This window comes from Dendrosporobacter quercicolus (genome assembly GCF_900104455.1).
Taxonomy (GTDB): domain Bacteria; phylum Bacillota; class Negativicutes; order DSM-1736; family Dendrosporobacteraceae; genus Dendrosporobacter; species Dendrosporobacter quercicolus.
In genome coordinates this window covers 123,593-137,216 of record NZ_FNHB01000008.1, presented here as the reverse complement: position 1 = coordinate 137,216, position 13,624 = coordinate 123,593, and the positions used below count along the sequence as shown (strand labels likewise).

The following is a 13,624-nucleotide window of genomic DNA, read 5'->3' as shown; positions in this document are numbered from 1 at the left end:
CCTAATCATCAAGTTCGCCCAAAAACAGCTGGCATTGTTCCTTGGTCGGCGCTTTACCATGCCAGTCGGCGACATTCTCCATTTGACAAACGCCTTTGCCTTTCACAGTATGCGCCACAATCACCGTCGGCTGGCCTTTGACTGTTTTAGCTGTTTGGATGGCGTCATAAATGGCATTGATATCATGGCCGTCAATTTCAATGACATTCCAGTTGAACGCCCGCCATTTTTCCGGAATCGGCAGCGGCGACATCACTTCGGCTACCGGACCGTCAATTTGCAAACCGTTGAAATCAACAAAAGCCGTGATATTATCCAGCTTGTAGTGACCGGCAAACATGGCGGCTTCCCAGACCATGCCTTCTTCCAGCTCTCCGTCGCCCAGCACAGCAAAGATCCGGTTCTTGCGGCTGTCCAGGCGGCTGGCCAGCGCCATACCGTTGGCGGCGCTGAGGCCTTGTCCCAAAGAACCGGTAGACATGTCAATGCCAGGCAAGTCCTTCATGCTGGGGTGACCTTGCAGCCGGCTGTCAATTTTGCGTAAAGTCAGCAGCTCCTCGACCGGAAAATAGCCTTTTTCGGCTAAGGTAGCATACAATACAGGCGCAGCATGGCCTTTGCACAGTACAAACCTGTCCCTGCCGGGATCTTTCGGATTCTTGGCATCAACGTTCATTTCGGCAAAATATAACGTTACTAAAATATCAGCAGCTGACAATGAACCGCCCGGATGACCCGAGTTGGCTTCAGTAACCATCGCCACAATATGACGCCGGACTGCTTTGGCCCGCTCCTCCAGATTGGATACCTGTGCAGCCGTCAATTTTTTAGACATGGATAAACCCCTCCTTACATTAGATACATTACAGCACATGAAAACTGAACCACAGAGTACACAGCGGTCACAGAGGGAACGAACCCAGGATTTTTTAAAATTTATGCGCGATAAATATCGCGCCGTTCTCCCGTAAACCCTCTGTGTACTCCGTGTCCTCTGTGGTAATACTATTCCTTTACTTCTTCGGTATTGCGGCGGCAAATCCTTCTCCCAGCACTTCATTCACGTCAGTCACAATGACAAAAGCCCGCTGGTCTTTTTGATAGACTAATTCCTTCAGCCGGGTCACTTCGCTGGTGCTGACCACACACAGCAGCAATTCCCGCGCCTGCCCGGTAAAGCCGCCTCTACCCTGCAGAAAAGTCACGCCACGGTCAATTTCATATAAAATGCAGTCGGCAATGTCCTGCGGTTGCTCGGTCAGGATGAAAAAGGCCTTGGACGTGCTGGGCCCCTCCTGTACCAAATCAATAATTTGCGAGGTTACAAAAATGGAAATCGTGGCGTACAGGGCCAATTCAGGGCTTTTAAAGACCACCCCGGCCAGTGCCACCACAATAAAATCAGCAGCCAGCAGGGCTTGACCAACACTGATGCCATACAATTTATTCACAATTGCCGCCGCCATCGCCGTACCGGCCGTATTGCCCTTAAAACGGAACACGAGGCCCATGCCGATGCCGCTCACTACGCCGCCATACAGGGAACTGAGCAGCAAATCATTCGTCAGCACCGGGGTATAGGGAGCCAGCAGATCAATACTGACCGAGTAAGCAGCCGCCCCATAAAGCGTATTCAGCCCGTACCGGGTCCCCAGGACCTTGATGCCCAGAAAAAACAGCGGGATGTTAAAAACAAGCATAATAACGCCAACCGGCCAGCCTGACAGATGGTAAATTACCGTCGCCAGACCGCTGATGCCGCCTGCCGCCACTTTGTTGGGAATCAAAAACATATTCAATGCCGTCGCCGCCACAACAATACCAATGGTCATTCCTACATATTGACGCACCAATTTGTTCATCGCCATTACCTCTGTTTTTTTCCGGCCGCTATCAGTTCAATGGCCAGTTCAGCATTATAAAAAGCTTTCTCCCGCAATGCATTCAGCCGTTCATCCTGCAGCTGTCTAGCGCCGTTTATTGTCGGCCAGAGCTGCCGTACTTTCGTCAGCAGCCTGTCGGCAGTTACGCTTTTCAGGGTGCCGACCCGGCAGTCGCCAACCGATTCGAGAAACCGGTCTATCTTGGGATCATAAGAAATGCCGATCATTGGAACATGCATAACGCCGGCGAAGATCAGCGCATGCAGCCTGATGCTGATCAGCATATCCAGATTGCCGACCAGCGACAGCAATTCACTTGTCGTATACTCTTCATTTAAGAGAGCCGCCGGCTGCCTGGACCGGCGGGCAATTTTTCTGGCCACCGCCGCATCCTCCGGAAACTGCATTGGCAAATAAACAATTCTGGCGCCAAATTCGGCCGCAATGCGATCGGCGGCCTGGGCCAGCACCTGTTTATAATGGCTCCAGTCCTTCCACTCTCTGGCGGCAATACCGACCAGAGGACTTGCCCCTTCGCAGTCGTGCTTACGCAAAATGGCCCGGCCGATTTGTTTATCCACCGGATGAATGGCCAGCACCGGATCGGCAGTGACATAAATCCGCGGTTTGGTCACCTGCAAACGCTTAAGCTCATCCCGCGAGCCCTCATCACGAACCGTAATCAGATCAACCATATTGCCAATATACCGCATTGCTCCCTTGGCCAGCGAGCCGCAGACCGGCCCAATGCCCTGAGCGTACAGCATCACCGGTTTGCCGAGCTGTTTAGCCAGCAGCATAATGCTCAAATAATAGTACAGGCTGCGATTACTGGTCACATCCTGCAGCAGACTGCCGCCGCCGCTGATCAGCAGATCGCATTTCGCCAGAACCCGGGTGATTTCCGGATAATTCAACCGGTAAACCGCCGCTACGCCGTGCTTTTGTCTGGTCTCAGCCGGATTGCCGGAAATCACTGTTATGTTTACTCCGGCATCCAAATCGGTTAAAACCTCAATCATGGCGGCCAGCATCGCTTCATCGCCGGCATTGGCAAAACCGTAATAACCGGAAATTACTATCTCACTCATGCTTAGCCGTTCTCCTTCCCAGAACGAAGGATAAATAGATGAAAATATGTACACAAATCATGGCAATGACGCCGACAAGGATGCCGACAGCCAAACCATCCAGCGCTCGCACAAAAGACATGAATACCGGGGTCCGGATATGAGCAAACGTTTCCACCAGCGATCCCTGGGCAATGGTTGCCCCGATCACCAGCACATAGAAAAGCGCCGTCGGCCACTGCCTGAATACAGCCATTACAGCCAAAAAGAACGCCGGGTGCCCGATCATGAATTCCTTGCCGCGAGGCCGGGCATACATCATCTGTTCAAAGAAGGCGCGGAGCTTAAGTTCTAAAGCCGGCACTGGAACGCCGGCCGTATGGCCGGAACGCCCGATAAACACCCAGGCGGCAATTGCCGCTATGGCCAGGACGAGCAGGCCTTTAAGCTGAACCGGGCAATCAAGCACTTTGCGCAGCTGCGTGAACATATTGCGCTGCTGTCCGGGCCCGGCATCGAATAAATCATATCTGACCAGAAAGGTTAGCGTAATTAAAATCAGCGGAGCCACAAAAGTCAGCTTAACGCCGCGGTAAATTTCAATTTCCAGCAAATACCGGACATCCCCCAGTATTGCGGCTACATAAAACCCGCCCGCCAGCGATAGCGCAACAACCACCGGCAGGCTGACAACCGCCCGCCCAATCAGCCTGATCAGGGAAGCACTGGGATCAATGGCCGCCTGACGCCAGCGGTCCAATTGCCAGGTCATGGCCAAAACCGGAAAAACAACGGCGCTAACCAAAGCCACCGCCTGCCGTACCAGCATTCCGCCGCCGGATAATACCGGAACAATCAGCGGCAATGACAGGAGCACGACCAAAAGATACTGTACGGGGGCGGCAAACGGACGTACCAGCGTCAGATAAAGCACCCCGGCCGCGGTTGCCCCCACACAGATGACGGCCAATAGCCAGGGACTGGGGAACAAGGGCTGGTACGTTCCCGCTCTGCCAATGGTAAAGCCGGTATTGATGAGCGCCTGACTTGTTTTTGTTATATAGGCCAAATTTGTTTCCAGCAGGGTTTGACCGGGTTCAGGCTTATCGTATTTGCGCAGCAAATTCATCCGGATATTGCGTTCCTGGTCGGTGAGCACCCAGCGTCGCACCGCCTCGTCGACTTTAAGTTTAGGCTGCTCATCTTTGGGAATTACATACACGCGGGCCGCCTGATAATCATTGGCGGCCGCCAGCCGGGTCAATCCTTCCTGCTTGAGAAACTGCAGCTGCAGCGGATGTTCAATCATGCCTAAAGTCAGTTTGCGCCGCTGAAACTGTTCCGCGGTTAACGCCAGTAAATCGGGGTAGCCCAGCACTTCATCGCCCACAAACATCATGGCCGAAACCCGGTCAATGGGCGCCAGGCGGTCGAATACAGCCCGGACATCGGCAGACTGCACTTTGGTATAATTGGTAGGCCGCGCTACAACATAGAACCCGTAGCCGGCCGCTTCCCGCATCTCATCGGACGGCAGTCCGAGATTCCACTTCTCTAGCTTTTCATAATTGGCTTTGAGCGCCAGTACCTGACTGCCGCCAACAGTGAAAGCACTAATCCGCCGGGCAGACAAGCGCCGCTCCAGATCACTTTTGACCTCGGCAAAAACATTGCTGTCCCGGCCGGTAACATAAACGTCCTCTGCAATAATCAAGCCGCTTTCGACTAAGCTGCGCCAGGCCGGATCGGACAGTGTACCGGTACGGTATTGATGCAAAAGCTGCGCGCCGGCCACAGCGGTAATTTTGCCGCTTTTGTTGAGTTTTTCCAGGGTAGTTTCATAAACCGCCAGAGAAGTAAGACCCGCCGCTTTGAGCTGAGCAGCCAGACTTTCCACTGTTACTCCCTCAGTTTGCGCCAGCTCAACAACATCCTCATAATCCATAACCAGTTCAACCGTTGTATTGCTTTCTTCCGCCTGGTGGCGCTGCCAGCCTAAAGCCAGTGCCGCCAGCAACCCGCTAAGGATCAACACCAGCAAAATGCGGTTATATTTAAAGTGCGTCAAAATTCTCTCCACCTTACCAAAAAAATCAACCGGCCGCAATGATCTTTTCTAGTTTTGCCTCATGCGGCAATGCTTTATGCAAAATTAACTTATTCTGCCATCCCATGCCAATATCCTGCCTGGCTGTAAAGATTTTAAAGAGCAATTGAACCACAGAGTACACAGAGGTCGCAGAGGGAACGAAACCAGTATATATTAAAATGTATGCGCGATAATTATCGCGCCGTACCCGCTGTGCCCTCTGTGGTTAAACCCCGGTATGTGCTCCCCGCAAAACTGCCTCTATAGCTTGCTATAGAGGCAGTGGCTTGCTTGTTCGGTTAGGGCCGGTTATCGGTATAAATGACTACCCGCCCCTGTTCAAGGACGATATCCCGGGTATGCACGTTAAAGGGCAGCTTGCTGAGATCGACCAGCGGGATCTCGGTCAGTACCGCCCCGCCAATATTGCCGACATGGTTGTTATTCAGCAAAAAGCGTTCGGTAACAAATTTAATTTTTTGCCCGTCGCCGACAATTTTCCCCTCCAGCGTGACAGCCACATGGGCAAACCCGCCAATGGCAAAATTGCTGCTGGCCTGGACTCTTTCAGGCGTAATGGTCACAATGGCATTCCGGACGCCTTTGACCGCCTGATTTAAAAAGCGGGCCAGCTCCTCCTGGCTAAAAGCCGCTTTGAGCTCAACCTCGCCGACTGACTGAATGACAACCTGCCGGCGGCTAATCAGCGTATTCATGTCAATTTGCACATCCTGTAAAACAGCCTGCAGCTCACTGAACGTCAGTTTATCTGTTTTGGCATTCTGCGCAGCTAACGTTATCTTATCAAACTTTCCGCCCAGCATCAATAATGCCGGGCTTTTTTCTACGTCAACCTTAACATTTTCACTACCGGTAAGTCTGACCATTCCCTGGGCTACAATATCGGAAACAGCCTTCGGCAGCAGAATCTGGCCGGCAATAAGCAACATTGCGATGATCGCCAAGCCAATCACGAACCGTCTAGTCACAAGCCTCGCCTCCAGGAGCGCTACGCACTGTACCGCGTACTAATGCATGCCGTTTTTCAGGAAAGCCTCAATAAACAACTCCAGTTCCCCATCCATGACCGCTTGGGTATTGCCGGTTTCGGCATTTGTCCGGTGATCTTTCACCATATGATAGGGATGAAAAACATAGGAACGGATTTGGCTGCCCCATTCAATCGCCTGGTATTCACCAGCCAGTTCCGATTTTGTGTCAGCCTGTTTCTGCCGTTCCAGCTCAAATAACTTAGCGCGCAGCAGCTTCATGCACTGCTCGCGGTTTTGAATCTGCGAACGCTCATTTTGACACTGAACAACAATGCCGGTCGGAATATGGGTCATCCGCACTGCGGAATCGGTTTTATTAATATGCTGTCCACCGGCCCCGCCGGCCCGGAAGGTATCGACTCTGAGATCGACCGGATTGATATTGATTTCCACATTGTCATCAATTTCCGGCATCACATCGACCGCCGCAAAGGAAGTATGCCGGCGTCCACTGGCATCAAAGGGTGAAATGCGCACCAGCCGGTGAACGCCTTTTTCCGATTTCAGATACCCATAGGCATTACGGCCGCTGATCAACAAAGTTGCGCTTTTCACTCCGGCTTCATCGCCGGCCAGAAAATCCATCGTCTCCACCTTGAAGCTGTTTTGCTCGGCCCAGCGCACATACATTCTGAGCAGCATCTGCGCCCAGTCCTGGGCCTCCGTGCCGCCAGCGCCGGCATGCAGCGTAAGAATGGCATTGTTGGCGTCATATTCGCCGGATAACATCAGTGTAAGCTCAAGCTGCTCCATCTCCCTGGTTAATCCTTTCAGGGCGCCGACAACATCGGGATATACACTCTCATCCCTTTCCTCCATGCCGAGCTGCCATAAAAGGGTCATCTCACCATAGCCTTCATACAAACTATTGTATTGGCCAACGGTGTCTTTTATTCCTGTCAGTTCCTGCATGACCTGCTGCGCCTGCTCCGGGGCATCCCAAAAGCCAGGCTCGCTTATTTTATATTCCAGCTCAGCGATCTTCTCCTCTTTGCCGGCAACGTCAAAGAGAAGCCCTCATTTCGTCAAGCTTCTTTTCCATATCCACAATCTGCACCCGCAAATCTTCCAAAAGCATTGTCTCAACTCCCTTAAAAACGATATTTTAACCGCAGAAAAAACGGTATTTAACCACAGAGGTCACAGAGTACACGGAGGGGTGCGAGGAAACGACGCGATGTTATCGCGCATAAATTTTCACAGGGCTTTTTCATTTCCTCTGTGACCTCGGTGTACTCTGTGGTTAGATTTTTATCAACTTACTGGCCGCAGCAGTATTTGTACTTTTTGCCTGAGCCGCAGGGGCAGCTGTCGTTGCGGCCGGTTTGTTCCTTGTTGACATGCGGCTGCCTGGCGGCGGAAGCCTCGGCGGCAACATCGCCATGGCTGGTTTGGGCTTGCTGCAAATGATCCTCAGGCTGGGTTACGATATTCACCCGGAAGATATATTTTACAATATCCTCCTGAATATTCTCAATCATCTGCTGAAACATGTCATACGCCTCAATTTTATATTCAATCAGCGGATCGCGCTGGCCATAAGCCCTGAGGCCAATCCCTTCCCGCAGCATATCCATATGGTCCAGGTGCTCCATCCACTTGCCGTCCACCACTTTCAGCATGACAACCTTTTCCAGTTCGCGCATGCTGGCTTCGCCAAACAAGACTTCTCGCGAATTGTAAGCTTCTTCGGCTGCTTTCAGCAGTTCTTCCTGCAGTTCCTCCCGGCTCAGTTTCTCGAGCTCAGCCTGTGACAGCCGGCCTTCGGGAGCAAAAAACCCGGTGCAGTATTCAATTAAACCGCTATAATCCCAGTCTTCCGGAAACGCTTTTTCATTGGCGTAAAGCTCCATCGCTTTTTCCACTAATTTTTCAATCATATGGAAGATATTTTCGCGCATGCTTTCACCCATCAGAATTTGACGGCGCTGTCCGTAAATAACCTCACGCTGCTGATTCATTACATCGTCATATTCCAGCACATGCTTACGAATATCAAAGTTGCGGGCTTCCACTTTCTTTTGTGCTTGCTCAATTGAACGGGTAATCAGTGTATGCTCAATCGGTTCGTCTTCTTCCATCCCCAGTTTATCCATAATATTGGCGATATTATCCGAACCGAACAGACGCATCAGCTCATCTTCCAGCGACAGATAAAACCGTGAGGAGCCGGGGTCGCCCTGGCGGCCTGCCCGGCCGCGCAGCTGGTTATCAATCCGCCGGCTCTCATGGCGTTCGGTCCCGATAATATGCAGCCCGCCAAGCTCGGCTACACCCTCGCCCAGCACAATATCCGTACCGCGTCCCGCCATATTGGTCGCAATGGTAATCGCGCCCCGCTGACCGGCTCCGGCGATAATCTGCGCTTCCATCTCATGATATTTGGCATTCAGCACATTATGCGGTATGTCTTTCTTCTTGAGCATAGCGCTTAAATCTTCCGACTGGACAATCGAAGTTGTTCCCACCAGCACCGGCTGGCCTTTGGCAAAGCGTTCGGTGATTTCCTGAATGACCGCCTTATACTTGGCCCGCTTTGTTTTATAAATAACGTCAGGCAGGTCCTGCCGCAATACCGGTTGATTCGGCGGCATGACAATAACCTCAAGATTGTAAATCTTTCTAAATTCCGCTTCCTCGGTTTTTGCGGTACCGGTCATACCGGACAGCTTCTTATACATCCGGAAATAGTTCTGAAAGGTAATTGCCGCCAGCGTCTGGCTTTCCCGTTCAATTTTAACCCCTTCTTTGGCTTCAATGGCCTGATGCAAACCGTCTGAATAACGGCGGCCAAACATCAGCCGGCCGGTGAATTCATCGACAATGACGACTTCGCCTTCTTTAACCACATAGTCCCGGTCCCGCTTCATCAGCGCCTTAGCCCGCAGAGCCTGATTGAAATGATGGGACATTTCAATATTGGCGCTGTCATAAAGGTTGGTAATATTCAGCAGCTTCTCAATCTTGGCAATGCCGGCTTCGGTCGGCATGACCGCTTTGGCTTTTTCATCAATGGTGTAATCTTCGGTTTCTTTCAGTTTCATTACCGCTTTGGCCAGCACATAATACAGATCGGTCGATTTCTCGCCGGGGCCGGAAATAATCAGCGGCGTCCGGGCCTCATCCACCAGAATACTGTCAACCTCATCAATGATGGCGTAATTGAGTTCGCGCTGCACCATCTGTTCGGGATAAATGACCATGTTGTCCCGCAGATAATCAAAACCGAATTCATTGTTGGTGCCATAAGTAATATCAGAGCTGTAAGCCAGTTTACGGTCAGGGAAGTCAAGACCATGGGCGATCAGCCCCACCGATAATCCCAGAAAGCGGTATACCCGCCCCATCCACTCGCTGTCCCGCTTGGCCAGATAGTCATTGACCGTAATAATATGAACCCCCTGGCCGGTTAACGCATTTAAGTAAGTAGGCAGGGTAGCCACCAGTGTTTTGCCTTCTCCGGTGCGCATTTCGGCAATACGCCCCTCATGCAGGGCAACGCCCCCCAGCAATTGGACGTCAAAATGCCGCATGCCCAGTACCCGGCGCGATGCCTCCCGGACCACCGCGAAAGCCTCCGGCAATAAATCATCTATGGATTCGCCCTGCTCCAGACGGCGCTTAAACTCCCCGGTCTTGCCGGCTAAGGAGCCATCACTCATCTTTTGCAAATCAGGCTCAAACGTATTGATTTGTTCAACATATTTCGTCATGCGCTTAATTTCTTTTTCATTGTCATCGCCAAACAGCTTCTTTATAAAATTAAACAACCAGTATCACTCCCTGAAATTGGCACATTTTTAACAATATGCATTATTATCCCTATTGTAGAATTTTAGCAGACAATTACCCAGAAGTCAAAAACATCCAACGGCCTATGGGTAATACCGTATTAGTATATGCATATTGCCGCCGGAATATATTGCATGAACCGGCCGGGCGCTGCACTGCCGCTTTGGCGTTTCCCAAACAAAAACCAGCCCCCAACGGCTGGTTTAACTTGCTCTATTTAGCTTCACAGCTTACCGCGCCGGGTGCTTTGGCCAGATCGTCCTTCGCCGGCTCAATTTTATTCGCCGCCCACAGCGGGCAGTGCTCCTGCACCTCGGCTAACGGCTGGGTGCCGTCGCCCAGCATGGCCTTGCATTCACCCCAGTTATAAACACCAAGAAAAACGTGCGGCACGATCATTAAGCCCACAATAACCCCAACCGCCAGGTGCGTCAGATCGGTCCAGTAAATAAAGGCCTTGGGCAGCACCGGAATAAAAGCATACAGCAGCCAGCCGCTGACAATTAACAGCAGGCCGCCAAACAAAAAACCTATCCCGAATATTTTTTGCCCTGAATTCAGTTTATCCATTGGCGGCACAGCTATTTTTTTGCCTAACAGCATTTTCTGCGGATAACCGCCGCCGGTTAGCAGCCAGCCCACATCCCGGTCACTCCAGGTAAAAATCAGCCGGAGAAAGGCTACCACCCGGTCAAAGGCAAATAGCGTATACCATACTGCCGCCACGGTTACAACTGCAGCGCTGGCAATATGGACTTGCATCGCCACATGCAGGAAATGCTCGCTGCCGGTCCTGAGCCAAAGAATAAAGCCCGTAACAGCCGCCGGCAAAAATCCCAGAATGAGCGCCCAGTGAAACAACCTGGATTTCCAGGAATGCTTTAATACCCGCGGCTCGTAAACAGCATCAAGATTCATATTAAATCACCGCCCCCCAATAGGTAACTTTCGGATTTCCACACCGCTTTCCCGCTCAGGCGCCACGAGTTACAGGCCGGTCCGGTCAATATAGCCGGTGTGAAAAAGCTGCTCGGCAAGCTGGCTTAACGGCTGACCGGCAAAACTTTTATACATGGCCTGCAGGCCGGGGTTATGATGGCTTTGCCGTACAGCGGCCTGCACATCGTCCCGGTACAACCCCCTGGCCCGCAGCTTAATATATTTGCTCCGGTCCTGCACCAGATCAGTAACCGCATAAGCGCCGGTCCACAATACCGCTCCGGCTGCTCCGGCAATCCCCAGAAATTCCCGCCGGGTTACGGCCACCGCTTTTTCAACATAATCATAATGCGCCATTGTGATTTCCTCCTGATTCCAGCTTAATGCCACGGCAGCAACGCCTTGAATTTGCCCAGCCAGGACGTGCCCATCGGGTTAATTGGCTGGCCGCCGCCGTTGATACAGCCGCCGGGACAGTTCATCACTTCAATAAAATGATAAGGCGACCTGCCGGCGATCACCTGCTCCACGACCGGCCGTACATGATCTTTGGTCCCATGTACCACGGCGACTTTAAGGCGGATTGTTTGCCCCGTCCCGGCATCCCTGATCGCCACAGCCGCCTCTTTAAGACCTTCCAGGCCCCGTACCGGAGTGTACTCCAGCACCGGCAGCTCCTCGCCGGAAATAACATAATAAGCTGTTCTTAAGGCAGCTTCCATCACTCCGCCGGTATTGCCGAAAATCGTGCCTGCCCCGCTATATTGAGCCAGCGGGTTGTCAGCATCGGCAAAAGGCTCTACCCGGTTAAAATCAATATTGAGCTTTTTCAACAGCCGCGCCAGATCCCTGGTGGTAAGCACCGTATCAACGTCAGGATAAACCGCTGAATGCCCTTGCTGCCGCCAATACCGGGCGGCGCTGACAAATTCCGGCCGGGATGCTTCAAACTTTTTGGCTGTACAGGGAGCAATCGAAACAACATACATCATTTCCGGCTGAACCTGCCAGATTTGCCGGGCGCCATAAGTCTTGGCCAGTGCTCCGGCCATTTGAATCGGCGATTTGGCCGAAGACAGATGAGGCAGAATCTGCGGACAATTAAGTTCAGCAAACAGAACCCAGCCCGGGCAGCAGGAAGTAAATTGCGGCAGCGGGCCAAGCTGGTGCTGCGCCGGCTCCTGCAAAAGATAGTGACGGATCTTGGCAACCAGCTCACTGCCTTCTTCCAGGATGGTATGATCGGCCGCAAAGTTCGCATCGAGAACTTTGAAACCAGCCTGCTTTAATGCCCCATAGAGCTTTTCAGTGGTCAGTGTACCCGGCTCCAGGCCGAATTCCTCGCCGATTGCCACGCGGACAGACGGCGCGGTAACGGCAACTACGGTGATTGTTTTATTGCGCAGTTTTTCGATTACGACATCAACCGTATCAACAGTATCGCTGATTGAGCCAAACGGGCAATTGATCAGACACTGTCCACAAAAAATACAGTGCTCCTGATCAATGGAGTGAATCGCGCCATACTTACCGTTAATGGCGCCTGTCGGACAGAAAGCTTTACAGGAGTCACAGCCTTTGCACTTGTTACGGTCAATTTCAATGATGTTTGTCAACTCAGTTGCTTGAAAACCGCTCATAATAACCCCCATGGGTAAAATTATTGTTAATTTTAGTTTAACAAATTGTTTTGGGTGAATGAATAATTATAAAATAGAAAAGTTTTTAAAAAAATAAAAAAAATAAAGGTAATTTTTTCACATTACTGCGAGTATATTGGTTACAGCGCTTGTTCTCCTGAAAATACTATTTAGCCGCTGCCGGCTCTCCTAAAAAATAAAGGTAAAAACCTTTAACCGGCGGGAATGTTTCCGTCGCTTTCAGGGTATACTTTTGATAAGTATCCTTTTCACAGGAGGGTTGTAATGAAACTGGATTCCATCGAGATCATTGGACAAATTGCCGACCTAAAAGAAATTGACTATAAAAACACACTTGCCGTCGCCACGCTGATTGAATTACTGGTTGAAAAAGGTCTGATTACCAAACATGAGTTCACCCGGAAAGCCCGGGAGCTGGAATTGTCCACTGAAGCTGAAATTACCGTGGTGCGCCGCTGCCGGTAAAAGGCAATAAAGAATTAGCAGGTATCCCTCCGGATACCTGCTAATTCTTTATTGCCTTGACCACCTTTAGATTTCAGGCTCAATCAGGCCGTAAGCGCCGTCTCTGCGCCGGTATACTACGTTGACATCCTCAGTGTCCGCGTTGGTGAACACAAAGAAATCATGGTTAATCAGATTCATCTGCATGATGGCTTCCTGCACATCCATCGGCTTAACGGCAAAACGTTTGGTTTTCACCAGCGGGAAATCATCGCTATCCAAAACCGGAGCGCTGACGCTGGCCGCATCAGGTTTAAGAATGCCAGAACGAAGCTTGCGGGCCAGTTTTGTTTTATATTTCTCTATTTGTTTTTCCAGTTTATCAATAACCAGATCAATTGAGGCATACATGTCGGTGGTCGATTCTTCGCCCCGCAGCAGCATCCCGTTTAAAGGAACGGTAACCTCCACAATATGACGGCCCTTTTCCACAGTCAGGATTACGGTAATTTCGCCAACGGTGTCAAAATACCTGGTAACTTTGCCGATCCGTTTTTCTACATATTCTTTTAACGCTGGTGTAATTTCAATATTTTTTCCTCGTACTGTAAATGTTGCCATACTACCCACCCCTTTCCTGTATTTCACTAATAGTATTCTCCAAAAAGAAAAAAAATCCTATTAAAGTTTACAA

The 13,624-nt window shown here is 51.0% G+C and carries 12 protein-coding genes; 1 reads left to right on the top strand and 11 read right to left on the bottom strand.

Annotated elements, in window-relative coordinates:
- Position 1 precedes the first annotated feature (1 nt).
- The 10 genes from BLR06_RS14695 to BLR06_RS14650 all read right to left on the bottom strand — a co-directional run bounded on the left by BLR06_RS14695 (position 2) and on the right by BLR06_RS14650 (position 12,465).
- Positions 2-835, bottom strand: a complete 834-nt coding sequence (locus tag BLR06_RS14695; RefSeq protein ID WP_092074353.1) for a transketolase — start codon at positions 833-835, stop codon at positions 2-4.
- Positions 836-1,013: 178 nt separating this feature from the next.
- A complete protein-coding gene (locus BLR06_RS14690; protein ID WP_092074352.1) occupies positions 1,014-1,862 on the bottom strand; it encodes a YitT family protein in 849 nt (282 codons plus the stop codon).
- Positions 1,863-1,867: 5 nt separating this feature from the next.
- Entirely contained in the window at positions 1,868-2,974 is a 1,107-nt protein-coding gene (gene csaB, locus BLR06_RS14685; protein ID WP_092074351.1) for a polysaccharide pyruvyl transferase CsaB, read from the bottom strand.
- The gene (locus tag BLR06_RS14680) at positions 2,967-5,021 is read right to left on the bottom strand and encodes a DUF5693 family protein (RefSeq protein ID WP_092074350.1); all 2,055 of its coding nucleotides are present in this window, start codon (positions 5,019-5,021) and stop codon (positions 2,967-2,969) included. Before BLR06_RS14680 ends, csaB begins: the two co-directional genes overlap by 8 nt.
- 320 nt (positions 5,022-5,341) lie before the next feature.
- Positions 5,342-6,031 (bottom strand): LmeA family phospholipid-binding protein, encoded by a 690-nt coding sequence (locus BLR06_RS14675; RefSeq protein ID WP_092074349.1) that lies wholly within the window; start codon positions 6,029-6,031, stop codon positions 5,342-5,344.
- Between the two features lie 39 nt (positions 6,032-6,070).
- A protein-coding gene (gene prfB / locus BLR06_RS14670) for a peptide chain release factor 2 (protein ID WP_139164505.1) occupies positions 6,071-7,172 on the bottom strand; the annotation gives its coding sequence in 2 pieces (ribosomal slippage) (positions 6,071-7,099 and positions 7,101-7,172; 1,101 coding nt in all).
- A 181-nt stretch (positions 7,173-7,353) separates the two neighbouring features.
- A complete protein-coding gene (gene secA / locus BLR06_RS14665; RefSeq protein ID WP_092074347.1) occupies positions 7,354-9,864 on the bottom strand; it encodes a preprotein translocase subunit SecA in 2,511 nt (836 codons plus the stop codon).
- A 235-nt stretch (positions 9,865-10,099) separates the two neighbouring features.
- The gene (locus BLR06_RS14660; protein ID WP_092074346.1) at positions 10,100-10,804 is read right to left on the bottom strand and encodes a cytochrome b/b6 domain-containing protein; all 705 of its coding nucleotides are present in this window, start codon (positions 10,802-10,804) and stop codon (positions 10,100-10,102) included.
- 69 nt (positions 10,805-10,873) lie between these two features.
- A complete protein-coding gene (locus tag BLR06_RS14655) occupies positions 10,874-11,182 on the bottom strand; it encodes an iron hydrogenase small subunit (protein WP_092074345.1) in 309 nt (102 codons plus the stop codon).
- Positions 11,183-11,205: 23 nt separating this feature from the next.
- The gene (locus tag BLR06_RS14650; protein ID WP_092074344.1) at positions 11,206-12,465 is read right to left on the bottom strand and encodes a [FeFe] hydrogenase, group A; all 1,260 of its coding nucleotides are present in this window, start codon (positions 12,463-12,465) and stop codon (positions 11,206-11,208) included.
- A 285-nt stretch (positions 12,466-12,750) separates the two neighbouring features.
- On the opposite strand from BLR06_RS14650, the gene BLR06_RS14645 reads away from it, so the two are divergent.
- Positions 12,751-12,951 (top strand): hypothetical protein, encoded by a 201-nt coding sequence (locus BLR06_RS14645; protein WP_092074343.1) that lies wholly within the window; start codon positions 12,751-12,753, stop codon positions 12,949-12,951.
- 66 nt (positions 12,952-13,017) lie between these two features.
- Here the strand turns inward: BLR06_RS14645 and hpf are convergent, their stop codons facing one another.
- Entirely contained in the window at positions 13,018-13,551 is a 534-nt protein-coding gene (hpf, locus tag BLR06_RS14640; protein WP_092074342.1) for a ribosome hibernation-promoting factor, HPF/YfiA family, read from the bottom strand.
- Positions 13,552-13,624 lie beyond the last annotated feature (73 nt).

Excerpts from the sequence above, each read along its gene's own strand:
- BLR06_RS14695 (WP_092074353.1), bottom strand. The coding sequence starts at position 835 with ATGTCTAAAAAATTGACGGCTGCACAGGTATCCAATCTGGAGGAGCGG.
- BLR06_RS14690 (WP_092074352.1), bottom strand. The coding sequence starts at position 1,862 with ATGAACAAATTGGTGCGTCAATATGTAGGAATGACCATTGGTATTGTT.
- csaB (WP_092074351.1), bottom strand. The coding sequence starts at position 2,974 with ATGAGTGAGATAGTAATTTCCGGTTATTACGGTTTTGCCAATGCCGGC.
- BLR06_RS14660 (WP_092074346.1), bottom strand. The coding sequence starts at position 10,804 with ATGAATCTTGATGCTGTTTACGAGCCGCGGGTATTAAAGCATTCCTGG.
- BLR06_RS14655 (WP_092074345.1), bottom strand. The coding sequence starts at position 11,182 with ATGGCGCATTATGATTATGTTGAAAAAGCGGTGGCCGTAACCCGGCGG.
- BLR06_RS14650 (WP_092074344.1), bottom strand. The coding sequence starts at position 12,465 with ATGAGCGGTTTTCAAGCAACTGAGTTGACAAACATCATTGAAATTGAC.
- BLR06_RS14645 (WP_092074343.1), top strand. The coding sequence starts at position 12,751 with ATGAAACTGGATTCCATCGAGATCATTGGACAAATTGCCGACCTAAAA.
- hpf (WP_092074342.1), bottom strand. The coding sequence starts at position 13,551 with ATGGCAACATTTACAGTACGAGGAAAAAATATTGAAATTACACCAGCG.